Genomic DNA, 22,745 nt, shown 5'->3' on the forward strand with positions numbered 1-22,745 from the left:
GGAATTGCAGGAAAACCGATGAGCAAATTTGATAGCGGATTACCCAGTGTCCGCCAAGTACAGCTTTTGATCAAGGATCAAACCCCGGTGGAAATCAAACTACTAACGGGGGATTCCCTCTTCGGCACCATTCGTTGGCAAGATACCGATGGCCTAGGGCTAGTCGATGACTCTGAGCGTTCCACCATTGTGCGCCTAGCGGCGATCGCCTACATCACTCCCCGCCGTTAGGAATTAATCATCTAGTCAAAGCAGTTATAGCCATTGGGACGATTAGGCAACATTGTCAAACCATTTCTTTATGGCCCGTTGATAAAACTGAGCTTAATCTACCATAACCACCATCTGCCACATAAGTTTGTACTTTTTTCCTCCGCCAATCAGCCCTTCTAACCCGCACTAAGCCCCCCCATGAGCATCCAAGAAATCTTCGCTAAAGCCCTCCAGGATGGATACCTCACCCCCGCTATGGAAGCAGAAGTGGGACGTCTTTGTGAAAGTGGAGTGGATTTAGACCAAGGGGAATACGAAGCGCTCGATCGCCTGATGGCGGCCCTGTTGGCTGGGGACGTGGTGGCCATGCCCCACAAGAAATTTATTAACGTCATGGAGGAAATGGTCCTCACTGAGGTGGTTTCCCAGGTGTCTAAATATCAGAAGACCACGGAAAAACAACCCGATATTGCCGACATTGCCGCCTATGCCCTCAACCGTCTACCACCACTGTACGCCACCTCCGAAGAGGGCGCCGAATATCAACGGCAACGGGCCTCTGAAGAACTGGAGTTTCTTATTCAACAACAGGTGAAAGATGGCTTGGGCAGATATTTTGATCGGCCTCAAATCGCTGACCGTAAGCCCCTAGAACCATTAGTGAAACAGGATCTGATCAGTCAAATGGCATTGTTATTGGAAGCCCTAGCCCACGATTGAGGGCAAAATAGCACAAATTAAGAACTGCCATAGGCCATAGTCTTAGCCCCAGTCTCCGGCCATAGGATTAATTTATCTGCTGGTGATTTTCCCTGACTTAATCGTGTTTTCCAACAGGTTTTACCCTGGTTGGTTCCGGTTATCTTCATACTTTTTTAGGGGAACCACCGCCGATGTTGTGGATTAATTGGGCCTAGTGCAAGATGGGTTTTCGTCGCTATCAAAGTTTGTTTGCTTGGATTTTAACCGTTGTTCTCACCGCCACTGTCACCGTTGCCATTGCTTCCCCGGTACGGGCCCAGTCCTGGATGAATTTATTGCTCCAAGGATTACAGGTGATTCAACTTTCCAATCTTTCTGACCAGCAGGAAGTACGGCTAGGGCAACAGATTAATCAGCAACTTTACCAACAAGGAGAATTTCGTCCCCACGGCGATCGCCAATTGCAAAGTTATATTAACGAAATTGGTCAACGGTTAGCCCGGGCCAGTAGTCGCCCCAATATCCCCTACACATTTCAGGTGGTAGATGACCGCAGAATTAACGCCTTTGCCACCATGGGGGGCTTTGTTTATGTGAATACCGGCTTGATTGCCGCCGCCGAAAATGAAGCGGAATTGGCCGGTGTCATTGCCCACGAAATTGCCCACATTGCCGAACGCCATGCCGTGACAAGAATGAGGGATGTGGGTCTTTCCCAAGGATTAATTTCCGCCGCCGGTATGCGGGAAAATAATATTGTCCAGATGGCTATGCAACTGGGTTTCAATCTGCCCATGAGTCGGGAAGATGAATTAAGCGCCGATGCCATGGGGCTAAGGAACCTCGTGCGGGCTGGTTATGCCCCCGTAGGCATGGTTAGTTTCATGGAAAAATTACAACGGCAGAGTGGTGCCGCTCCAGAGTTTCTTAGCAGTCATCCCCTTACCCAAAATCGCATCACTTCCCTCCAGAGGAGTATCCCGTCCCAATACCTCTACCAAGGAGACGGATTGGATCCCCAGGCTTATAGCCGACGCATTGGCCGCCAATCCTCTGCCCCCACCCTGCGTTAGGGTAATTCCTCCAGTAAAACAGTGAAAGTGACGGTGGACCCCAGTCCTTCCCCCATGCTAAAAAAGGCCACTTTGCCCCCCATGGTTTCCACCAACTTTTGAGAAATTACCAGCCCTAACCCCGTACCTCCATAGGCTTTGGAATGGGAGCCATCAATTTGCACAAATTTTTTAAATAATTTGGACTGTTGCTCGAGGGAAACTCCAATGCCCGTATCTCCCACGCTCACTTTTAATAATCCTGGTTTCTGTACACCTTCCCAGAGCACAGTGCGGGGCATTACTTCCACGGCCACTGTAATACCTCCTTCGTGGGTAAATTTGATGGCGTTGCCGACAATATTGAGCATCACCTGCAGTAACCAACGCTGATTGCCATACACCAGCAGAGGGCCTTGGTTGGGGGCAGTGAGATTAAAGCTGAGGCCCTTATTTTGGGCCTGGGGCAGGGCAAAATTTTCTGTTGCCTGGAGCACTTCACTAAAGTCCACCACTTCCAATTCAATGCCCACTCGACCCGCTTCAATTTTGGCCAGGTCGAGAATATCATTAATTAAATTGAGCAATAACAGGGCAGATTGGTAGGCTTCTTCGACGAATTCGTGCTTTTCCGCCTCTGAATCCGCCATGTCGTCTAAAATTAGCCGCAGAAAACCAATAATGCCATTTAATGGGGTGCGAAGTTCGTGAGTGGTGCTGGCCAGAAATTCACTTTTGAGCCGGGATGCTTCTTCTGCCGCTTTGGTGGCCTGGGTTAGTTCTTGGTAGAGGGTGGCATGGGCGATCGCCGTGCCGGTTTGCTCGGCCAATTCCTGAAGTAGGGCTTCTGTTTCTGGATGCCAGGGACCAGGGGCCGGACCAACTTGTTGCAAACACAGATAGCCGTTGGCTTGGTCCTGGTAGAGGGTGGGGAAAATCCACAGTCCCCCCAAATCCTCCCCTTGAAACTGGACATTGTAGAGAGTGATGGGTTGGTGTTGCTCGAATAACTGCCGCCAAATTTCACTTTCCTCCGGCACAATTAGATCAGCGAAGGCGGTCACTGTGGGCTGACAGAATTCTGCTTCAATCTGCAGGTGGCGACTTTGGAAATCCTTTGTCAACAGTAGGCAACGGCTTACCCCCAAGGTAGAGCCAATACTATCCACTGCCTCTTGCCAAATGGTGGGCAGATGGAGGCTATTGCGTCGGATCCTTTTGGCGATCGCCGTCAATTGGGAAATAACCGGGGGATGCAGGGGATCCAAAGAAGAAAATCTGAGGGTGGATTCCGTCAAATCGCTCGGCTGTCCCATGTCAAAAAGTGGTTAGGTAATGGAGTCAGCGGAGGAAATAGCATAATCAACCATGGGGTCTATTTCTCCCGTAGGAAGTCAAAAAAATTAGTCGTTCCACTCTCCCCGGGGAGGAACAGGGGGATTGCGGCGTAAATTGCGGGTTAGCTCGTCGTCCCGTTGTTTTTCACCCCGTAGCCACTGCTTCACAGCCATTTCAATTACCCGATTTGGCTCATTGGTCAAATGCTGAATTTGATCCATTAGATCCGAGTCCAACTGAATGGAAACTTCTATTTTTTCAGAGTCCCGAAGCGAGGCGGTGGTATTGTCATTCATGGCGTTAGAAACGAGGTCTTCACCAATTATAGTATCCCATCAGTTTCAGGCCAGGCGGATATAATATATGGAACTTCAGGAAAAGTTACCAATTGGGAAAGTCCGTCCAGATTGAACAATTTTTGTCAACGTCCCCCTTCCTGCCACCTCCAAGTTATCAACGCCAGTTTCATAACTCCACCATGTTAGACGCCGTCATTATTCTCCTCTCCATTTTCACCTTTGCAGGGGTCGGCTTCGCCGTGGTGGACCTGTTACCGGATTCCGTACAGATGCAAATTTCCAACATGGAGGCCCTGCGTTGGCTGGCGGCGGGTTTCATGTCCATTATTGGTCTGGCGATCGGGTTAGTGGCCCAAACCACCTATCGCAGACTGGAAAATCAGATTCGACAAACTCCCATTGAGACAATTCTTACCAGGGCAGTGGGTTTGGTAATTGGTTTGTTGATTGCTAATCTCATGCTAGCTCCCATCTTTTTACTGCCCATTCCCGGGGAATTTTCCTTTATTAAGCCCACCCTGGCAGTGTTTGGCAGTGTGGTTTTTGCTTTTCTTGGTATCAGTTTGGCCGATACCCATGGCCGCACCTTCATGCGCCTAATTAACCCCAACAGCATTGAAACCATGTTGTTGGCCGAGGGCACCCTCAAGCCCATCCCGCCTAAAGTTGTTGATACCAGTTGCATCATCGACGGTCGCATTGAGCCCCTATTAGCCACCGGCTTTATTGAAGGGCAGGTATTAGTGCCCCAATTTGTCTTGGCGGAACTGCAACAATTAGCCGATGCGAGTAATGACCAAAAACGGGTGCGAGGCCGCAGGGGATTAGATATTCTCGGCAGTATCCAGGCGGATTTTCCCGAAAGCATTGTTATTCATTCCGCTGACTATGACGACATTGCCACTGTGGATGCCAAATTAGTCCATTTAGCCCAAGAAATCAATGGCATTTTGCTCACCAATGATTACAACCTCAGCAAAGTTGCCAACTTGCAAAAAGTCCAAATTCTCAACGTGAACGATTTGGCCCAGGCAGTGCGGCCCATTTACCTACCAGGGGATTCCCTGGAGCTAAAAATCATCAAACAAGGCAAGGAAGCTTCCCAGGGAGTAGGTTACCTAGAAGATGGCACCATGGTGGTGGTGGAAGAAGGGCGCAACTATGTAGGGTCAGAATTGCAGGTCATTGTCACTTCAGCTTTGCAAACCTCCGCTGGTCGGATGATTTTTGCCAAACCCCCTTCAGTGCTGGCTTCTTAGGTCAAAATTGGCAGTTTTTCAGAAACGGCAAAACTATTTCCCATCAGATCCGCTTTTCCCTAGGGAGCATCCTGCCATTCTGGAGACAACGTAGTAAAGTCAAAAACCTCTGCCCCGGGGTGACAGGTGATACAGGTCTTACTTGTGACTTCCTCCGGCATAGGGACCCGTGGATGTAGAGCTTTGAAAAAGCGTGATTTTTCCGCATAGAGGGGAACTGGGTTATTTGGAGGCAGGGGTCGAGAAAACGTACTCACATAATCCCAAATCAGCAATTGGGTCAGGCGATTAATGTTAGGAATGCTGACCCCATAATGGACATCCGGACGACGCAAAATCTCCTGCCAGGAATCCAGGGGTAAGACTTCCGGTGGCAGGGCAATGTGACAGCCAGTGCAGGTTTCGATGTAGGACTCGAAACCAGGAAGGTAACGGGTAGGAATCGGATCGACGGAACGGGGATTATCAGGGATAACTGGGGGCAAATTCTGGGGAATGCCTGCCTGGGCCATTAGATCATTGGCCGGTTGACCATGGGGAGCCCACGTCTGGGCCATAGCCCAACCACCACCAAGGGAAAGGAAAACGATAACTAATCCTGTCAGCACCACTGGCCAAATTCGCATGGTTGTTTCCGATTACGCCAATCCGTCAATTAAGATCATTTGTCCGAGGACATGACCTGAAGACCCCACAATTTTAGCAGTCCCCACCGGCACATCGGTTTTTCCCCTTTGTCCCGAACCCGCAATTCATGGCTGAGCTTTTTGGGAACCCATCAAAGCACAGGGCGCCATGACCAATGGTATTGGGGAAAGCAGCCATAAAGCTTAAAATTCCCCCATCATCGAAAACTCAAACTCAACATTTGTGTCCCTGATGGAAAAAAGAAAGAGATTGGCTATTTACTAGAGCCCTGGCCAAAGCGCCACTGGATACCGGCAGAGAAACGGGTGCCAGGCTCCGCTATCAATTCTCCTAAATCAAGCTGACTGGTGGCATTGGTGCCCATTAAATCGATCGCCAAGTTTTCCAGGGGGAATAGTCTTAAACCGGCAGACCATACCAGTCTTTCACCAGTTACAAGGGGAGTGACTTCCGCAATTAGTTGTATGACAGGGGAAATTTGATAATTTGCCCCCAATCCCAATCCCACCGGAGTTTTGCCACCGGTTATTGCAGCCTTGGGAGAAAACAGCAAAGCTAATTGATTATTGACTTCATACATAAAAGGAAATTCAAGCATAAAATATCCCTGTTCTTCTTCACTAATATCGCGACCACCAGTTAAACGGCCACTAATTGACAGGGGATCGCCATCGGCTTGGTTTAAAAATGCAAGCTTGCCCCCTAGGCGCCACTGGGTCGCTGTTCCCTGGGATGATTCTATGACCGACTGGGTATCAAAACCGCCAATGTAGGAGAGCAGTAACTCCATTTGGAAATTTTGCAAGACGCTATAAAAGATCCCGCCGCCGATACTGCCCCCGGTATCCGCTGTAAACCTTACGCCGAAATCATCGGTGGGAAAAACATAGGGAGTAGTTAGCGTAAACCAGTCAAACAATAATCTTTTTTGCCGGTCGTTATAGTCAATATGATAAATTTCTTTGGCAAGGGGAGCTATCTTAAACTGGGCTCCTAATAGAATTTCATTGGCGGCGGTGGGCAAAGTTAAGATGCCAGTGGCCGGGGTGCCCCCAAAGGAGTTAGTTAAGCTCAACTCAAAACCGACGGCTTTACTAAAGGCGTAATTAGCGCCGACAGACCAAATGGGGGTTTTGGATATTTCCCTAGATGTGTTGATAGAATTACCGCCGGATAATGGGACCACGCTATTGCCAAAAAGGGAAAGTTGCTCGGAAACGCGCCAATTTGCTCCCAATCCGACGCTAAAGACCGTGCCGTAAAAGGGAATGCTATTGAGACTATCAGAAAAAATATTAACTGCCGGCGTAAAAGTAACCTGAAACTGTTCGCTCAAGTTATAGGAAATGGGGAGTTGTACAGTTCCCGCAACAGTTCTACTCAAGGTGGGGGAATTAGCATTATTAAATAGTCCAGGACCACTGTAAATTTGGAATTGTTCAATGGAACCTAAAACGCTGATACCCCAATTTTTATCGCTGTAAATGTTGTATTTTAAGTTAGGACCAGTTGATTGATATAACTGCTCGATAAAAGCTCCATTAACGGCATTGTAGGTGGGGTCGTCGTTGTACATGAAAGACCAGCCTATTTGGAGGTCGTTAGTGAGTCCCCAATCAGTGTAGATAAAATAGGTTTGATTGCCCGTACCTGGCCCACCAAAGGTTTGGGTTTGGCCAAACGCGCCCAATACCTGTCCTTGCAAAAGCTGGTTGGCGGTGGGCAGGTTTAATATTCTTAAGGGTTGACGCAATAAAGGTGTGGTAATTTCAGATTCTTCTGGGGGAGATTCTTCTACCACTTCCTCTTGAACAAATTCAACAGTATCCAGGGTTTCGGTTTCTGTGACTTCGACTTCTGTTACTTCTATTTGATCAGTTTGAACTACTGCCAATTTTTCTTGATTACTATCATTTTCTCTCTGGGTTTCTAGAACTTCTGTGTTTCTTTCTTCCGAAGAAATTGTTGGCTCAATGGGGCCAGTAATAATGTCGAGGCCATTGGTTTGGTTAAGGTCAGAAGATTCTTCTGTAATCCCATTCTGGGCAGATTCAGTAATGGTTGTCTCCACACTTGTTTCTTCTACCCTTGCTCCGTCGATCGCCGTTGTTTGGGAAAGTATCAAAGTTTCTTCAGGAGATAATTCCCCCTGACTGACCTCATCCTTAATCTCTAAGGTTTCCGCTGTGTTGGCGATCGCCGTGGGAGCTAGGAGTAAACCTTGGTTATGGGAACGGACAGTCCAACTTTGTTCCTGGGCATTAAGACTAACTTCCACCACACCCCGGTCTAATTGTTTAATTCTGAGGCGACGTTTCATCAGAGTGCCATCGGGGCCAGCATTATCTTGATTAATGGGGATGGAATCGGCTAATTTCACCCCTTCTACCACCAGAGCTAAACGATTGGTGCGGGAATCTAGGGTCAACTCAGCGGCGGTTTGTTGCCCGTTAATGTGCAAAATTACGTTATCAACGGTGAGGGTAACGGCTTGGAGAACGGCAAAATTATCCTCCTCTGCTTCGACCATTAAAATGGAACGATCGCCGGATCGACTGGGGCGTTGGCTAATCAGGGTTGCGGAGGAAGGGGGAATACTAGGACTGTAGTCATTGTTTTGACTAAAGACAGGGAAAATTTTTTGATTGGGAAATGGGGGATCAGCCAAAGCCGACGGAGAACTGATACCATGGTGATCCGTGTTACTGCTCCAGGCCCCAAGCACTAACCATGCTCCTAGAAGACCAAGCATCTGGGCCGGCTTTTTGAAAGTCATGCGGTTGTTCCTCACTCAAAACTCACACCAATTAGAAGACATAATATCCCTATTCTTTCAAATACGCATTAACTTTAATTTTAAGTTCGGAATACTTACATTTTCCCCTTTTCTCTAAACTTATTCAACGGCGATCGCCACAAAGCCACGGATTTCTCTTCACTATTCTCAATTTTTTGCCTTTAAATTTTTTATGTCCCTTCCCATCGTCGCCATTATCGGCCGCCCCAATGTGGGTAAATCTACCTTCGTTAATCGTTTAGCTGGCAACCAACAAGCCATTGTCCATGATCAACCCGGCATCACGAGAGACCGTACCTATCGTCCAGCTTTTTGGCGAGACCGAGACTTCCAAGTGGTGGATACGGGGGGGTTAGTGTTCAACGATGACAGCGAATTTTTACCCGAAATTCGAGAACAGGCTAACCTAGCCCTAGCGGAGGCGAAGGCAGCCATTTTTGTGGTGGATGGCCAACAGGGCCCCACCGCCAGTGACGAAGAAATTGCCCAGTGGCTCCGGCAACAATCCGTTCCGGTCATTTTGGCGGTGAATAAGTGTGAATCCCCCGACCAAGGTGCTATCCAAGCGGCGGAATTTTGGCATTTGGGGCTGGGGGAACCCTATCCCATGTCGGCCATCCACGGCAGTGGTACGGGCGATTTACTTGATACTCTGTTGGAATATTTGCCAGCCACCCAAGAGGAGCCGGAAGAAGATGAGATCAAAGTGGCGATCGTTGGTCGTCCCAATGTGGGTAAATCTAGTTTGCTCAACGCATTGACCGGGGAACAACGGGCCATTGTCAGTCCCATTTCCGGCACTACCAGGGACGCCATTGATATGGTGGTGGAGCGCAACGGGCAGAAATATCGCTTAATTGATACGGCAGGTATTCGGCGGAAAAAGAATGTGGACTATGGCGCCGAATTTTTTGGCATTAACCGGGCTTTTAAGGCCATTCGCCGGGCCGATGTGGTGTTATTTGTACTGGATGTTTTGGATGGGGTAACGGAGCAGGATTTGAAATTGGCGGGGCGCATTATTGAAGATGGCCGAGCAGTGGTGCTGGTGATAAATAAATGGGATGCGGTGGAAAAAGATTCCTACACCATCTACGAGCACCGGGAACAGTTAATGGCTAGGCTTTATTTTATGGATTGGGCCGAAATGATTTTTGTCAGTGCCCAAACCGGCCTACGGGTACAAAAAATCCTTGATTGTGTGGATATTGCCGCCCAGGAACATCGCCGTCGGGTCACCACCGCTGTAATCAATGAAGTGTTGGAAGAAGCCGTTAGTTGGCATTCTCCCCCCACCACTCGCCAAGGTAAGCAGGGCAAAATTTATTACGGCACCCAGGTTTCGACCCAACCACCGGCGATCGCCTTATTTGTTAATGATCCCAACCGGTTTAACGATAATTACCGCCGTTACATTGAAAAGCAATTCCGTAAACAACTGGGCTTTTTTGGCTCCCCCATTCGATTATTCTGGCGGGGTAAAAAAGTGAGGGAAATGGAGGGTAGTCGCAACCGGGCTACCAAAGTCTAAAACTTAAAACAGTTGACAATTTACAGGGATACCTAACAATTGTCATTGTTGCTTTAAGAGCGTGTTTGGAAAGTTTTATTCCGCCCCCTAAATCTCCTCACTGAAGCTCCGACAATACCGGGGGACTTTCACTCAGTTTTCCCTCAAATTTGGGGGGTCGGGGGGCTTTTAAAACACTCTCTAATGTCACCGAAGAAAGTATTGACAAAATTAGGTATTGTCCCCAATTAGTCCTCTAAAGCTCTGGTCATACTGGGGGAATTGTGTGCAACTTTTCGACAACTACTCTGCCAGTTCCCAGAGGATGACTGGGGTACTAAGCTCCACCATCATCTTGATTTTGCCACGTACTACGCCAGGCTAATTCTGCCTTGGCCGTCACCTGCTGCCGCTCTAACTGACGATATTGTTTTTCCAGTTTATTTAAATCCTTGAGATAGGTGTGAATTTGTTTGCGAATTAATCCCAGATTAACGTCAGCAAATTCCAGATCCTTGAGCCGCAAATTCAGGGCTGTCAAACGACTAATTTGTCCCCGTTTTGACCGGTGAATCAATTCCTCTAGGGCCTCTGGAGAAAGATCTTCATCGTCATCATCATCGTTTTCCGTATCATCCTCCCCTTGGTCAGTAGGCGGTGGGGAGACATTGTCCGACTCGGGTTTTTGAGCTTTTTCGATCAATAAATTGACCACGTGGGGCATTTTTTCTCGGTTGGGGGCTAGCCGGTCATCCTCCGACTGTAGGGCCATTTCTAGAATATGGAGGGGCAGATTGGGAGGAATAATTTTACTAGCAGTGAGCAAACGGTTAATGTTCATCGACAGGGCTACCACACTACGGTGCAGGATTTTTTCCACCTGTAAATGCCATTTTTGTAAATCCTCAGGAGTTTTAATCACGGTCGGTACTTTGGCTTCCGTAGACCCCATCCCCTGGGGCAATAGCATTTCTAGGGATAGGCCTTCTTTCTGTAGGGCTTGACTGAGAAAGTCTTTGATTTCCTGTAAGTCCGGAATATTGCTATCTTCGGTTTTTTCCTCCTCTGGAACCTCTCCATCGCTCCCCAATAGGATCAATTCTTCCGTTTCCTCTGGGGTGTTCTCTGGTTCCTGCACAATCTGTTCCTGGCGGGAAGAGTCCAGAAAAATTCCTTCTTTTTCCAAGTTTGCTAGCAGTTGCTCATAAAATTTGGCGATCGCCGTGCGTAATTGGGTCTGAAATTTATGACGGGGATTGTAATCTAGCTGGAGAAAAGCATCGGGATAAATTTGAGTACAAATCTGATAGACGGCATAGACCCCCTGCTGTTGGAGAATCTGTCCCAGACGCTGGGCATACTGGTCATAGGTGGCGGCAAAGTGATGCCCCAGAATGGCCGTTTGATTTTCGATCTGAGTTAACTGCTCACGGATTTTAGGGATGGAACGGGTCATGGGCACTAGTCTAACAACAGGGCGAGGCAATAGGACTAAATTTTATCCCAGCGACCCAACAGATCAGGTCGTGTAATCCGCATTGATCCGGACATAGTCATAGCTCAAATCACAGCCCCAAGCGGTTCCTTGCCCCGAACCAGTACCTAGATCCACCTGAATTAGTACTGTGTCCTGTTCTAGATAAGCGCCAGAGGCGGCCTGCTTGAGGTAGTTGCTCGCTCCAGGGCGATCAAATTCTAGGGGTTGGCCCTGGTCCATAAGTACATAGTTGCCCAATTTAATCAGTAGATTATTTTGGTCAAATTTAACTCCAGCTCGCCCCGCTGCCCCGGCAATGCGTCCCCAGTTGGGATCCCGACCAAATACGGCGGATTTAACTAGGGAAGAACCGGCAATGGTTCTGGCCACGGCCCTGGCAGATTGATCATCCGGGGCCCCAGTGACTTGAATTTCCATCAAACAGGTAGCCCCTTCCCCATCCCTGGCGATCGCCTTGGCTAAATGTTGGCACACAGCAGTGAGCATGGCTTCCAACTTCTCGGCGTTGGGGCCCATTTCCGTAATAGCCGCGGTGCGGGATTCCCCATTGGCTAGGGCAAAGAGACTATCATTGGTGCTGGTGTCCCCGTCTACGGTTACCTGGTTGAAGGTTTTTTGGGTGGCCCGACTGAGCATCTGTTGCCAGAGGGCAGTGGAAACCGCCGCATCACAGGTGACAAAGGCCAGCATGGTGGCCATGTTGGGATGAATCATGCCCGATCCCTTGGCAATGCCCCCCATCCTCACCGGGCGACCATCAATTTCTGTTTCCAGGGCAATGGTTTTGGGTACCAAGTCCGTGGTCATAATGGCTTTCGCTGCTTTATCCCCGCCATTAGGAGCAAGGGATTGGATTAATGGGGCAATGCCCTGGCGTAACTGCTCCATTTTGATCCGTTGGCCAATGACGCCAGTGGAAGCCAGCAGAATACTTTCCGGGGAAATATTTAACCCCTGGGCCAGCAGTTGGGCCGACTCCACCGCATCGTCCCAGCCCTGTTTACCTGTGCCGGCATTGGCTTGGCCAGAGTTAACCAAAATCGCCCTAGCGCTGGCCTTAGCCTGTAACCTTTGGCGACAATAGTCCACACAGGCCGCCCGCACCTGACTGGTGGTAAAAACTCCCGCGGCGATTGCCTCAGTTTCGGAGTAAATTAGGCTTAAATCCGGGGAACCGGACGGTTTTAGTCCCGCCGTGATACCTGCCGCTTTAAAACCTTTGGGGGCGGTGATGTTGCCCTCAATTACTTGCCAGTCAGCCATAGGAAAAGCCTGCCACATTCTCAAACTCAGAGGCCAATCATAGCAGTTCTGCTCGGGGTTGATTGTTGGTCATTAAACCCCAGTCAAGAATTGCTGATTTTCTGCTCAACTCCCCCTAGTCCCCACCCAGAGATGGGATCAATAACCCAATAATTGGCGAATTTCCGTCGCCTTTTCTGATTCTCCCTGGCGATCGAGCAAATTAATTGCCTGGATCATGTCTTCCAAGGATTCCTCCACTTCTCCCTGTTCCGACCGGATACCGGCCCGGAGAATAAACGCATCAGCATTGTAAGGATTGAGGCGAATGGTACGGTTTAAATCAGCCAAGGCCCGTTCGTAATTGTTCACCATGGCATAGGCTAGCCCGCGAAAATAATGGGCTTCCTCAGAACGGGGATCAAGCTCTATGGCTCGGTCAAAATCGGGAATGGCCTGGCGTGGTTGCTCTAACCCTAATTGGGCTTGACCACGACAGATTAAAAGATCTACATCCTGGGGATCAAGCAAGATTCCCAGGCTACAGTCATCGATCGCCCCTTGGTAATTATTGAGTACTCCGTGGACGTTAGCCCGATTGAAATAGATGGCTGGGTCCTTAGGGTTTAGGGCAATGGCCTGGTCAAAGTCCGCCAGGGCAGCGGTGTACTGTTCGATCACCATATAGGCTACCCCCCGCAAATTATAGGCATCGGCATTCTGGTCATCGGTGTCGATTACCTGGGTAAAAATGGCGATCGCCTTGAGGGGAGAACCACTTTCCAGTTCATCGAACCCCTCTAGCAACTTTTGTTCTATGGCGGCGGCAGAATTTTGTTCCTGGGCAATGAAAGGAGGGGTAAGGGCCGCCTGACTGGGTAAAACTCCCCCTAGGCCAGGGCCGAAAGTGCAGAAACCAACGGTGGCGATCGCCGTTAAGAAAGGAAAAATGGGACGGGGGAAACAAATCATGGCAGGCAACACTGGGCGGGGAAGAAAAAATGCCTTCTTTATTTAATGATGGTTTAAAGAATGAAATTAATCCCGCTTTTTATTAACAACGTAAGGATTTTTAACAAATTTTCACAGTTATCGGCCGCAGTAAAAAAATAACCGACTCCCGGGGGACAAAATTGGCTTTTTGCCCAGTCGTGCTATGTTGTGTTGTTGTCTGAAAACTGAGCCATTGCGCACCGCCATCCATCACATAGTTAATAGTTTAATTGTATGATTGCCCATCGCCGTCAGGAGTTAGCCCAGCAATATTACCAGGCTTTACACCAGGACGTATTGCCCTTTTGGGAAAAATATTCCCTCGATCGCCAGGGGGGCGGTTACTTTACCTGCTTAGACCGTAAAGGCCAGGTTTTTGACACAGATAAATTCATTTGGTTACAAAACCGTCAGGTATGGCAGTTTGCCGTTTTCTACAACCGTTTGGAACCAAAACCCCAATGGTTAGAAATTGCCCGCCATGGTGCTGATTTTTTAGCTCGCCACGGCCGAGATCAAGACGGTAATTGGTATTTTGCTTTGGATCAGGAAGGCAAACCCCTGCGTCAACCCTATAACGTTTTTTCCGATTGCTTCGCCGCCATGGCCTTTAGTCAATATGCCTTAGCCAGTGGGGCGCAGGAAGCTAAAGCCATTGCCCTGCAGGCCTACAATAACGTCCTACGCCGTCAGCACAATCCCAAAGGTCAATACGAGAAGTCCTATCCAGGTACTAGGCCCCTCAAATCCCTAGCGGTGCCGATGATTTTAGCCAACCTTACCCTGGAAATGGAATGGTTATTACCGCCTACTACCGTGGAAGAGGTGTTGGCCCAAACCGTCAAAGAAGTGATGACGGATTTCCTCGACCCAGAAATAGGATTAATGCGGGAAGCGGTGACCCCCACAGGAGAATTTGTTGATAGTTTTGAAGGGCGGTTGCTCAACCCAGGACACGGCATTGAAGCCATGTGGTTTATGATGGACATTGCCCAACGCTCCGGCGATCACCAGTTACAGGAGCAAGCCATTGCAGTGGTGTTGAACACCCTGGAATATGCCTGGGATGAAGAATTTGGTGGCATATTTTATTTCCTTGATCGCCAGGGCCACCCTCCCCAACAACTGGAGTGGGACCAAAAGCTCTGGTGGGTACACCTAGAAACCCTCGTTGCCCTAGCCAAGGGTCACCAAGCCACTGGCCAAGAAAAATGTTGGCAATGGTTTGAGCGGGTCCATGATTACGCCTGGAGTCATTTCGCCGATCCTGAGTATGGGGAATGGTTTGGCTACCTGAATCGCCAGGGAGAAGTGTTGCTCAACCTAAAAGGGGGGAAATGGAAAGGCTGTTTCCACGTGCCCCGAGCTCTGTGGCTCTGTGCCGAAACTCTCCAACTTCCGCTTGGTTAACCATTTTTCTATAGCTAGGGGAACTACTCCTCCCTGCTAGAGAAAGGAAATCTCCGCTTGTGAAGATGTTAGCAATGGAGTTAAACCTCGCCGCTGACGTGGATAATTACCTCCCGCTGATGGGGCCGTTGCCGATGCTCCCAGAGAAAAACTCCTTGCCAGGTTCCCAAGCCTAAACGACCATTAACAATGGGAATTTGCTCACTGGTTTTGGTTAAGGCAGACCGGATATGGGCAGGCATATCGTCCAAACCCTCCGTGCTATGGCGGTAACGACGGCCATCCTCTGGCACCAATTGGGCAAAAAAGATTGCCAGATCCGTCAACACATCGGGGTCAGCATTTTCTTGGATAATTAACGAGGCGGAAGTATGGCGTACAAATACGGTGCAAAGTCCTGTTTTAACGCCGGAATGTTGCACCACTGCCTGAATTTTGCTGGTGAAATTATGGAGACTTTTGCCCTGGGTGGCAATGGCTAAAATCTCTTGATGTTGACGAAAAGTAGCGGCAGAGGAGATCATTTTATTAGCTGAAAATATAGAGTAAATTTGAGGTTAGATTTAGGTAAATTAGGATTATTTTAAGCAAATTGAGTAAGTAACCACAAGCATAGCTAATTTAATCGAAGGCAAGAAAGTAGTTACAAAGCTTTGCTAAAAACTAATTTTTGTCTAATTGCTTCCGCCATCGTTAAGCTAAACTGCCGTATTGAATCAGAGCCAGGCCTACGGAGATCAGTTAGAACGCTTTTGTTGACTGCGGCTTTCCTGCCAGGTATTGCCAATACCCTGGATAATGCCTTTCCCCACCAGCCCGATCGCCCGGCCAACCACTTGGGTTAGCAAAAATACCACACCGTTGCCCACAAATTCAATCACCGATCTGACACGGGGAGAAAGAGCGTCGCGACATTCCAGGGCGATGGTGACAAACCAAGGTACTGCCCTTAGTTGGGTTAATTCCTGTTGCCGAGGAGCATAAACCTGGGTGGCCACAATCCCGGCGGGGGTGAGATACAACAGGGTATGTTGACTTTCAAAAATTTGTTTGGGATTAAGCCAGTAACGGCTAAATTGATAGTACCAAGCTAGATCATTACGGAACCGGGCTACTTGCCGAGAAGAAAGCATGGAGTATTCATAAAGGGCAAGTTTAATGGCTTCATGGTCAGCAAAATAGTTCAAAATGAAAACCATGGTGCTGTTAGCCAATTGAATAACTAAATTCTGGGCGTATAGGTCACTATATTGTTGCGCTTCCGTGGAGCCTAAGGGGTATGCCTTTTGATTTACCACCAGGGGCTCGCCAAAAAGAAGATGGTGAAACAGGGGCACAACAAAGGGAATTTTAACCAATTTTTCCCGGCAAATAATGGGCTGGTAGACTTCCAATAAAGACTGGATTTGCTCAAGGCTAAACTCGCTTTTGGGCTGACAGTATTTACCAAAAAAGGTCAGGCTTAAAGACCGCCACATTTCCGCCACAATGGATAGGCAATTGTCTGGCAACTGGGCTGGGGTAATCCGTAGAGCTTTGAGTTCGTTAATGGTGGTTTCCAGTTGTTGTTGCCCCAAGGAAAGGAGTTCCTGACGTTTAAGGGGTTGGAGAATGTCCAACTCCAGGGGGATGGCGGTAAGGTTTTCCACCTGTAGGGGCATTTGTTGGAGAATTTGTCCCAGGGCAGTGAGGTTGCTGGGGGGACGCAGAGTAATGGCCCTAACTCCAGAACGGCGGGGACTGGGGGGAGAAGGGGGCAAGACGGTGGTGGTGGCAGTCAGGATATTAGTCGCTTTATGCCAGGTTTTGAGGCGCTGGGGCAATAAATTCCGCACTAACCACTGGGCAAATTTCAGTTCTCTTTCTCTGCCCCGCCAAAATAGTCGGTCAAAGTCCGATAGGGATGGTACCTGTAAACTCTTCTGGACTTGTTGGAGGCTTTGTTCAATTTGTCCTAATCCGTCCCGGAACAGGGGCCAGATCAACTTTTCCCACAGGCTCAGGGGGGGCGCATTGACGGTTTGCAAACTAGGCCAGCAGGTTTGCCCAAAATGAACCTGTTTTAAGCCCGTTACCAAGTCGGCGATCGCCGTTCCTTTGGGAAAGTAGGCCGCAATGCCCTGGGTTTTGGCCGCCAGTAGTTGATCGTATTCCAAACTAGCGGTGAGCAAGCAAATTTTGACCTGGGGGTAAGCAATGCTCAATTGCCGTAGGAGGGGCCAGCCAGATCGAGACTGACGGGGAAACTGGGGGTCGATCAGTAAAATACTGGGAGCCAGGGTTTCTAGCTGTTGCCGCAGATTATCGAGGGTTTCCCCTTCCCCCAACACTTGCACACCGGCCTCTCTCCCCAGCATGGTGATCAATCCCAAGCGAAACACGGGATCCTCATCAACAATGACAATGGTTAAGGGAGATTCACTCACGGCAATGGTGGGGCCACAACACCGCCCATTCTAGACCGTTAACTGACTAATACCATCAAATTAAATTGCCTCAGCCCTGGGTAAATAGGGGAGGACAGGGATTAGTGGGAGTTAAGTTTACCCGACTGCCCACCGGAATCACCGTTTGCAAAGAAGTACGGGCATGGATCTGTCGGCCGGCGGCGGTTTCCAGACAGTAGCGGTATTCCCGGCCCAAAAATTGGCGATCGCGGATGACCACTGGGCCGTCACTGGCGGGGCTCAGCTCAATTTCCTCTTCCCTCAACATTAGTTCCCCCACTGAGGGCAGTTCAGGCTGAATGCTTTGGAAAGTTAAAGGCCATTGGCCAAACTCCGTGGCCCAGAGTGTTCCCTGTCGCTGGGCCGGAACAAAATTGGCCTGGGTGACAAATTCCGCCACAAAACGGGAAGCAGGCGATCGATAAATTTCCTCTGGGGTGCCGATTTGCTCCAAGTTCCCCCGATACATCACCCCAATGCGATCAGAAATGGCCATGGCTTCTTCCTGATCGTGGGTGACAAAAATGGCGGCCGTACCGGTGGTTTTGAGGATATGGCGGATTTCATGACGTAACCTCTGGCGCACTTGCACATCCAGATTACTGAGGGGTTCATCCAACAAAATTAGGTTGGGTTTAGGGGCCAAAGCCCGGGCCAGGGCAATGCGTTGTTGTTGACCACCGGATAGTTCGTGGGGATAGCGTTTTTCCAGTCCCGTTAATCCCACCAAATGGAGCACCTCTGCCACCCGCCCTTGGATTTGTTGACGGTTCAATTTTTGGGATTTATGGCGCAGGCCAAAGGCGATATTGTCGGTAATGGTGAGGTGAGGAAACAGGGCGTAATCCTGAAAGACCATGCCCGTTTGACGCTGTTCTGGGGGAGTGAGGCCATTTTCTCCAGAAACACAATCCCCCTCCAAATGAACGGTGCCACTGGTGGGGGTTTCAAAGCCTGCAATAATTCTCAACAAAGTTGTCTTGCCGCAGCCCGATGGTCCCAATAGCCCCAAAATTTCCCCTGGCGCCAGATTAAAGTTGATTTTCTGTAGCACTGGGGTGGATTGTCCCCGGAAGCTTTTGCCTAAGTCCTGTACCGTTAAAACAGAGTCTTCTATGGAAAGGCGGGCAACGGGAGAAAATTGAGCGACTGTCATAGGAACCAGGGGCAAAAAAGCAGCAACAATGGTGGGAGGACTGATCCCGTTTAAAACTCAGATCTGATTAGATCCAAACTGTCTAAAGCAAGTATTTAAACGGTACTTTAAATAAGAATTATTTGCAAGAGTTAAGATTAACATATGATTTCAGCCGATCTCAATCCCCACTCCGTCCCTTGGTGGATTCTTGCGCCCCAAGGCGCTGAAGCCCAGGCGATCGCCAAGGGGTTGGGAAAAACTGACCAGATATATTTGCAGGCGATGCCAGTGGGGGCCACAGCGGTGCAATCTTTTTTGGCAAATCTGGCCCAAACCTGGACGGCAAAGGAAAAGCCCCAGGGTTTATTGGTGATGGGGGTGACGGGGAGTTTATCTGCCGATTACGGCATTGGCCAGGCTGTCTGGGTGGAGCAATGTCAATATTGGGGGGATGGGAACCATGGTCAGCCACAAGAATACGTTGGCGATCGCCGTTTGATGGAGCAGGTTAATCATTTGCTGGGGCCAGAGTGGCAAATTCCCGTGGTGAGAGGCGTTACCGTGTCGGAGGTGGTTTGTCGGGGGGAGGAAAAAGAACTGTTGGGAAAAAAATCCGGTGCCCAGGTGGTGGATATGGAAAATACGGCAGTGTTAGCTTTTGGGGAGGCAAACCAAATTCCCGTAGCTATCCTAAGGGTAGTGAGTGACACCATGACCCAGGATTTACCGGATCTCAACGGAGTTTTTACTGAGCAGGGGGCTTTGCAACCCTTACCCTTAGCTAAAGCTTTATTGCGCCGTCCCTTGGCCGCAGGTCATTTAATCCAAGGTTCCCTAAAGGCCTGTGCCCAGTTAACGGCGATCGCCCAGAGTTTGAGTGGGGCACTGGGGAAATAGGGAAAATCCCCCGCTGATGGGATTGTGGCAAAATGCTAGGGAAGCAATTGTTGTAGGGCGGGCCTTGCTATGGACTTGATGCGGTCTTTACCCATCGGCTTGTATTTGGAAAATCCGGTGACTTGGTTGCACCGCCTTGATCCCAGGGTAAAACTAGCTTGGCTAATGAGTTTTTTGTTAGCCCCAGTGTTGGCCAACGCTATTTGGCGTCTTGGCATTGTCGTTTTTCTAATTTTATTGACCTTTGCAGTCCGTATTCCCTGGCGGGTATGGAAGCAACAAATGGGCTTACTGGTATTTTTTTCTGGCCTAATTTTCCTGTTAACTACCTTTAGTCCCGACGGTTTCACTGTGTTAGAACAACCCCGATCGCCTGCCAGTGAAATTGTGGTGCCGCCTACCTCATATCAGTACGTATTATTTGAATGGGGCAAACTATTAGTTACTCGCCGCTCTTTGGAGTTGGGAATTCGCATTAGCACTTTGATTTTTACCCTGGTTTATAGCACCAATTTATATTTGCTCACCACTGCCCCGGAGGAAATTACCGCTGGACTAGAGGAATTAATGGCTCCCCTACGGCGCTTTAAATTACCCATTACAGAAATCACCTTAATTTTGACTCTTGCTTTACGATTTATCCCCTTGGTGATGGAAGAAATTCAAAATCTATTCCGTTCCATTCGCACTAGGGCCATTAATTGGAAAAAACTGGGCATTAAACGGAGCGCTCAAATCTGGATTTTAGTGGTGGAAAGATTACTAGAAAACCTTTTATTGCGGGCAGAACAAATGGCGATCGCCATGGAAGTGCGGGGCTTCACCACTCCCAATGAGCATCAAGTTCAGTGGCATCAATTGCGCATTGTTCGGGCGGATTGGTTGGTGCTGGGAACTTTGATTTTATTTTGGGGGGCTCGGATCCTGTGGGGAGGCATGGCCTGATGGAACCCCAACCCTGGCATTGGTGTTGTTTGCCCCTAGAAGGCCGCACGGGCAGTGAAATTTTTAGTCAATTATTTGGTCATCAAGGCATCGCCACCCTACTAGAAAGTCCCTATCCTGCTTCACCGGATCATCCCCATTTAGGCCGTTATTCCCTCTGTGCCGGCCAACCGAGAAAGGGTAGGTTATGGACTCCTAAGCCGGAAGAGATTTTTAGCTTTTTAAGCCAACTTTGCCCATGTAATCATGATGTAAATTTGACAAAAAATATTCCTGAACATTTACCTTTCCATGGCGGTTGGTTAGGCTGGTTAGGTTATGACACTGCTTGGGCAATTGAAAAATTACCTTATTCAAAGGCTGATGATTTACCTTTTCCGGTGGCCTATTGGTACGAGCCTGAAAATTTTGTAATTTTAGATCATCAAGAGCAATTATTATGGTTAGCTACTACCGACCAGGAGAAAATTAAGTTTTTTCAAACTCAGTTAGCAGATAAAATCAACTCAGTTTCATCGCCTCAAGTGCCTCCCTTAAATTTGACCTATACCACTGACCAAGATCAGTACGAAACCATGGTCAATCAAGCGAAACAATATATTAAAGCCGGAGATATTTTTCAAGCTAATTTAACACTACGTTTCATTGCTAAAACTGAGCAAAAGCTTAACAGTTGGCAGGTCTATCAACATCTACAAACTATCAATCCTTCTCCTTTCGCTAGTTACTGGCGATCGCCGTGGGGAGATGTGGTTAGTTGTTCTCCGGAAAGATTAGTTAAGTTAGAAGGCAATGTGGCCCAAACTAGACCCATTGCTGGCACTAGGGCAAGGGGCAAAAATCTGGCGGAGGATGAACAATTATTGCAGGAGTTGCTAGTTAACACCAAAGAGTTGGCAGAACATATCATGTTGGTGGATTTAGAACGCAATGACCTCGGCCGGGTCTGTACCTGGGGAACGGTGGAAGTAGATGAATTATTGGCGATCGAGCGCTATAGCCATGTGTCCCATTTAGTTAGTAATGTAAAAGGCATTTTACAACCAGATAAAACCGGAGTAGATTTGGTCAAAGCTTTGTTTCCCGGTGGCACCATTACCGGCTGTCCCAAAATACGTTGTTTAGAAATTATTGAAGAATTAGAACCAGTGCGGCGGAGTTTGTTTTACGGTTCCTGTGGCTACTGGGATCAACGGGGGAACTTAGATTTAAATATTCTCATTCGCACCCTGTTATTCACCCCTGGACAAGTGACAGGACAAGTGGGAGCCGGCATTGTGGCAGACAGTGATCCCGCCAAGGAATGGTTAGAATCATTGCAAAAAGCCAAAGCTTTATTGGCGGCATTGGAGGGACTATAAAAAATATGGGATTTTTCAAAGGCTTTACTTATCCACTCCGCACATTCAAAATTCTACGTGAAAGTCCAGGCTTATTAGTTTATATTATTATTCCTTTAATTATTAATATTAGCTTAGGTATTTTACTTTATTGGCAACTATTAAATCTAGGTAATGATAGCGTCGATATACTGCGTAATTATGCCCACGATTGGATTGAAATTTTAAACCGACGCATTCCCAAAGTACTGCCCTACATCTTGCCGGTGCTAAAATTTATCTTTTTTCTTTATATCTGGCTAATACGCTTACTATTGCTAGTTATTGCGGGATTTTTACTTTCCCAGGTGGGAGGATTATTAGGTTCTCCTTGGTATAGCATCTTGTCAGAAAAGCTGGAAACAAAACTCCTAGGTAAATTAGCCATTCAGGAAGTGGGATTGTTACAGGACATCAAACGAGCTTTAGCCTTTGAATTGAAAAAAATAGTTTTATTAATTACTTTTACCATCATCGGTTTTGCCACCAACCTTCTGCCTGCATTTGGTACTCCCCTAGCTGCAGTAGTGGGCATTAGCTCCACATCTTTATTAACTTGCCTAGATTTTTTTGACCCTCCCCTCGAACGCCGTCGTCTCAAATTTCGTCGTAAGTTACTATTGATTTTTCAATCTCTCCCCCTGAGCGCTGGCTTTGCCCTAGCAAGTTTAGTTTGGGTCAGCATTCCTCTGGTTAATTTAGTAACTATTCCTTTTTGTGTGACCGCTGGTACCTTATTTTTCTGCGAAGAAATTTACCCCCGGTTTTTCCAAGTCCAAGAAGAAATGGAGGCGGAGGTAAATAAGGAGGCGAATTAAATATTTATTTGCTAGTTCTTCTAGCTGATTTGATCGTGATTTATAGTAGCTTCAAATAAGGCTGAGACGCTAAATGCCACAGTAAGAACGGATAATTTCATCAAGAGATGTGTCAATAGGAGCGTACATTCTAGCTCGTTTCAAGGCACTAAAGTCATGC

At 48.3% G+C, this 22,745-nt stretch carries 20 protein-coding genes and 1 pseudogene; 10 read left to right on the forward strand and 11 right to left on the reverse strand.

What is annotated here, in order from left to right; translation table 11 throughout:
* Positions 1-18 precede the first annotated feature (18 nt).
* The 3 genes from BWK47_RS08260 to BWK47_RS08270 all read left to right on the forward strand — a co-directional run bounded on the left by BWK47_RS08260 (position 19) and on the right by BWK47_RS08270 (position 1,988).
* The gene (locus BWK47_RS08260) at positions 19-231 is read left to right on the forward strand and encodes an Hfq-related RNA-binding protein (protein WP_162328279.1); all 213 of its coding nucleotides are present in this window, start codon (positions 19-21) and stop codon (positions 229-231) included.
* Between the two features lie 180 nt (positions 232-411).
* The gene (locus BWK47_RS08265; RefSeq protein ID WP_162328280.1) at positions 412-933 is read left to right on the forward strand and encodes a late competence development ComFB family protein; all 522 of its coding nucleotides are present in this window, start codon (positions 412-414) and stop codon (positions 931-933) included.
* A gap of 203 nt (positions 934-1,136) precedes the next feature.
* Positions 1,137-1,988 carry a M48 family metallopeptidase gene (locus BWK47_RS08270; RefSeq protein WP_010872823.1) on the forward strand — a complete coding sequence of 284 codons (852 nt, stop codon included), beginning with the start codon at positions 1,137-1,139 and terminating at the stop codon, positions 1,986-1,988.
* Here BWK47_RS08270 and BWK47_RS08275 read toward each other — a convergent pair.
* Together BWK47_RS08275 and BWK47_RS08280 are read right to left on the reverse strand one after the other, a co-directional pair.
* The gene (locus tag BWK47_RS08275) at positions 1,985-3,283 is read right to left on the reverse strand and encodes a GAF domain-containing sensor histidine kinase (protein ID WP_162328281.1); all 1,299 of its coding nucleotides are present in this window, start codon (positions 3,281-3,283) and stop codon (positions 1,985-1,987) included. The genes BWK47_RS08270 and BWK47_RS08275 overlap by 4 nt on opposite strands.
* Before the next feature lie 87 nt (positions 3,284-3,370).
* A complete protein-coding gene (locus BWK47_RS08280) occupies positions 3,371-3,601 on the reverse strand; it encodes a hypothetical protein (RefSeq protein ID WP_010872825.1) in 231 nt (76 codons plus the stop codon).
* Positions 3,602-3,783: 182 nt separating this feature from the next.
* On the opposite strand from BWK47_RS08280, the gene BWK47_RS08285 reads away from it, so the two are divergent.
* The gene (locus BWK47_RS08285) at positions 3,784-4,863 is read left to right on the forward strand and encodes a PIN/TRAM domain-containing protein (protein WP_010872826.1); all 1,080 of its coding nucleotides are present in this window, start codon (positions 3,784-3,786) and stop codon (positions 4,861-4,863) included.
* A gap of 59 nt (positions 4,864-4,922) precedes the next feature.
* On the opposite strand, the gene BWK47_RS08290 is transcribed toward BWK47_RS08285, so the two are convergent.
* Positions 4,923-5,489: a hypothetical protein gene (locus tag BWK47_RS08290; protein ID WP_162328282.1), complete on the reverse strand. Its 567-nt coding sequence runs from the start codon at positions 5,487-5,489 to the stop codon at positions 4,923-4,925.
* A 275-nt stretch (positions 5,490-5,764) separates the two neighbouring features.
* On the reverse strand, positions 5,765-8,287 hold the full coding sequence (locus tag BWK47_RS08295) for a DUF5777 family beta-barrel protein (protein ID WP_237269972.1): 2,523 nt from the start codon (positions 8,285-8,287) through the stop codon (positions 5,765-5,767).
* Between the two features lie 193 nt (positions 8,288-8,480).
* Here BWK47_RS08295 and der point away from each other — a divergent pair, with 193 nt between their 5' ends.
* On the forward strand, positions 8,481-9,839 hold the full coding sequence (gene der, locus BWK47_RS08300; protein ID WP_162328284.1) for a ribosome biogenesis GTPase Der: 1,359 nt from the start codon (positions 8,481-8,483) through the stop codon (positions 9,837-9,839).
* Between the two features lie 316 nt (positions 9,840-10,155).
* Here der and BWK47_RS08305 read toward each other — a convergent pair whose 3' ends face one another.
* The 3 genes from BWK47_RS08305 to BWK47_RS08315 form a co-directional block, all read right to left on the reverse strand.
* Positions 10,156-11,274, reverse strand: a complete 1,119-nt coding sequence (locus BWK47_RS08305) for a hypothetical protein (protein ID WP_237269974.1) — start codon at positions 11,272-11,274, stop codon at positions 10,156-10,158.
* A gap of 63 nt (positions 11,275-11,337) precedes the next feature.
* Complete coding sequence (gene argJ, locus BWK47_RS08310; RefSeq protein WP_162328285.1) at positions 11,338-12,597, reverse strand: bifunctional ornithine acetyltransferase/N-acetylglutamate synthase; 1,260 nt, start codon at positions 12,595-12,597, stop codon at positions 11,338-11,340.
* A 120-nt stretch (positions 12,598-12,717) separates the two neighbouring features.
* On the reverse strand, positions 12,718-13,530 hold the full coding sequence (locus tag BWK47_RS08315; protein ID WP_237269976.1) for a tetratricopeptide repeat protein: 813 nt from the start codon (positions 13,528-13,530) through the stop codon (positions 12,718-12,720).
* A gap of 255 nt (positions 13,531-13,785) precedes the next feature.
* Between BWK47_RS08315 and BWK47_RS08320 the strand changes: the two genes are divergently transcribed.
* Positions 13,786-14,961 carry an AGE family epimerase/isomerase gene (locus BWK47_RS08320; protein ID WP_162328287.1) on the forward strand — a complete coding sequence of 392 codons (1,176 nt, stop codon included), beginning with the start codon at positions 13,786-13,788 and terminating at the stop codon, positions 14,959-14,961.
* 80 nt (positions 14,962-15,041) lie between these two features.
* On the opposite strand, the gene BWK47_RS08325 is transcribed toward BWK47_RS08320, so the two are convergent.
* The 3 genes from BWK47_RS08325 to BWK47_RS08335 form a co-directional block, all read right to left on the reverse strand.
* Positions 15,042-15,485 (reverse strand): secondary thiamine-phosphate synthase enzyme YjbQ, encoded by a 444-nt coding sequence (locus BWK47_RS08325; RefSeq protein ID WP_162328288.1) that lies wholly within the window; start codon positions 15,483-15,485, stop codon positions 15,042-15,044.
* A 213-nt stretch (positions 15,486-15,698) separates the two neighbouring features.
* Positions 15,699-17,387, reverse strand: a complete 1,689-nt coding sequence (locus tag BWK47_RS08330; protein WP_162328289.1) for a DUF3685 domain-containing protein — start codon at positions 17,385-17,387, stop codon at positions 15,699-15,701.
* Positions 17,388-17,457: 70 nt separating this feature from the next.
* Complete coding sequence (locus BWK47_RS08335) at positions 17,458-18,564, reverse strand: ABC transporter ATP-binding protein (protein ID WP_162328290.1); 1,107 nt, start codon at positions 18,562-18,564, stop codon at positions 17,458-17,460.
* A gap of 144 nt (positions 18,565-18,708) precedes the next feature.
* Between BWK47_RS08335 and BWK47_RS08340 the strand changes: the two genes are divergently transcribed.
* From BWK47_RS08340 to BWK47_RS08355, 4 genes are all read left to right on the forward strand, one after another.
* The gene (locus BWK47_RS08340) at positions 18,709-19,443 is read left to right on the forward strand and encodes a phosphorylase family protein (protein ID WP_162328291.1); all 735 of its coding nucleotides are present in this window, start codon (positions 18,709-18,711) and stop codon (positions 19,441-19,443) included.
* 69 nt (positions 19,444-19,512) lie between these two features.
* The gene (locus tag BWK47_RS08345; protein ID WP_162328292.1) at positions 19,513-20,388 is read left to right on the forward strand and encodes a CbiQ family ECF transporter T component; all 876 of its coding nucleotides are present in this window, start codon (positions 19,513-19,515) and stop codon (positions 20,386-20,388) included.
* Complete coding sequence (locus BWK47_RS08350) at positions 20,292-21,749, forward strand: anthranilate synthase component I (protein WP_162328293.1); 1,458 nt, start codon at positions 20,292-20,294, stop codon at positions 21,747-21,749. The genes BWK47_RS08345 and BWK47_RS08350 overlap by 97 nt, the downstream gene beginning before the upstream one ends.
* Before the next feature lie 5 nt (positions 21,750-21,754).
* The gene (locus tag BWK47_RS08355; RefSeq protein ID WP_237269978.1) at positions 21,755-22,585 is read left to right on the forward strand and encodes an EI24 domain-containing protein; all 831 of its coding nucleotides are present in this window, start codon (positions 21,755-21,757) and stop codon (positions 22,583-22,585) included.
* Positions 22,586-22,654: 69 nt separating this feature from the next.
* Here BWK47_RS08355 and BWK47_RS08360 read toward each other — a convergent pair.
* Positions 22,655-22,745: pseudogene (locus BWK47_RS08360) on the reverse strand (IS630 family transposase); the annotation flags it as partial.

Origin of the sequence: Synechocystis sp. CACIAM 05 (assembly GCF_010222815.1) — a bacterium.
Classification (GTDB): domain Bacteria; phylum Cyanobacteriota; class Cyanobacteriia; order Cyanobacteriales; family Microcystaceae; genus Synechocystis.

Excerpts from the sequence above, each read along its gene's own strand:
- BWK47_RS08260 (WP_162328279.1), top strand. The coding sequence starts at position 19 with ATGAGCAAATTTGATAGCGGATTACCCAGTGTCCGCCAAGTACAGCTT.
- BWK47_RS08265 (WP_162328280.1), top strand. The coding sequence starts at position 412 with ATGAGCATCCAAGAAATCTTCGCTAAAGCCCTCCAGGATGGATACCTC.
- BWK47_RS08270 (WP_010872823.1), top strand. The coding sequence starts at position 1,137 with ATGGGTTTTCGTCGCTATCAAAGTTTGTTTGCTTGGATTTTAACCGTT.
- BWK47_RS08275 (WP_162328281.1), bottom strand. The coding sequence starts at position 3,283 with ATGGGACAGCCGAGCGATTTGACGGAATCCACCCTCAGATTTTCTTCT.
- BWK47_RS08280 (WP_010872825.1), bottom strand. The coding sequence starts at position 3,601 with ATGAATGACAATACCACCGCCTCGCTTCGGGACTCTGAAAAAATAGAA.
- BWK47_RS08285 (WP_010872826.1), top strand. The coding sequence starts at position 3,784 with ATGTTAGACGCCGTCATTATTCTCCTCTCCATTTTCACCTTTGCAGGG.
- BWK47_RS08290 (WP_162328282.1), bottom strand. The coding sequence starts at position 5,489 with ATGCGAATTTGGCCAGTGGTGCTGACAGGATTAGTTATCGTTTTCCTT.
- BWK47_RS08295 (WP_237269972.1), bottom strand. The coding sequence starts at position 8,287 with ATGACTTTCAAAAAGCCGGCCCAGATGCTTGGTCTTCTAGGAGCATGG.
- der (WP_162328284.1), top strand. The coding sequence starts at position 8,481 with ATGTCCCTTCCCATCGTCGCCATTATCGGCCGCCCCAATGTGGGTAAA.
- BWK47_RS08305 (WP_237269974.1), bottom strand. The coding sequence starts at position 11,274 with ATGACCCGTTCCATCCCTAAAATCCGTGAGCAGTTAACTCAGATCGAA.
- argJ (WP_162328285.1), bottom strand. The coding sequence starts at position 12,597 with ATGTGGCAGGCTTTTCCTATGGCTGACTGGCAAGTAATTGAGGGCAAC.
- BWK47_RS08315 (WP_237269976.1), bottom strand. The coding sequence starts at position 13,530 with ATGATTTGTTTCCCCCGTCCCATTTTTCCTTTCTTAACGGCGATCGCC.
- BWK47_RS08320 (WP_162328287.1), top strand. The coding sequence starts at position 13,786 with ATGATTGCCCATCGCCGTCAGGAGTTAGCCCAGCAATATTACCAGGCT.
- BWK47_RS08325 (WP_162328288.1), bottom strand. The coding sequence starts at position 15,485 with ATGATCTCCTCTGCCGCTACTTTTCGTCAACATCAAGAGATTTTAGCC.
- BWK47_RS08335 (WP_162328290.1), bottom strand. The coding sequence starts at position 18,564 with ATGACAGTCGCTCAATTTTCTCCCGTTGCCCGCCTTTCCATAGAAGAC.
- BWK47_RS08340 (WP_162328291.1), top strand. The coding sequence starts at position 18,709 with ATGATTTCAGCCGATCTCAATCCCCACTCCGTCCCTTGGTGGATTCTT.
- BWK47_RS08345 (WP_162328292.1), top strand. The coding sequence starts at position 19,513 with ATGGACTTGATGCGGTCTTTACCCATCGGCTTGTATTTGGAAAATCCG.
- BWK47_RS08355 (WP_237269978.1), top strand. The coding sequence starts at position 21,755 with ATGGGATTTTTCAAAGGCTTTACTTATCCACTCCGCACATTCAAAATT.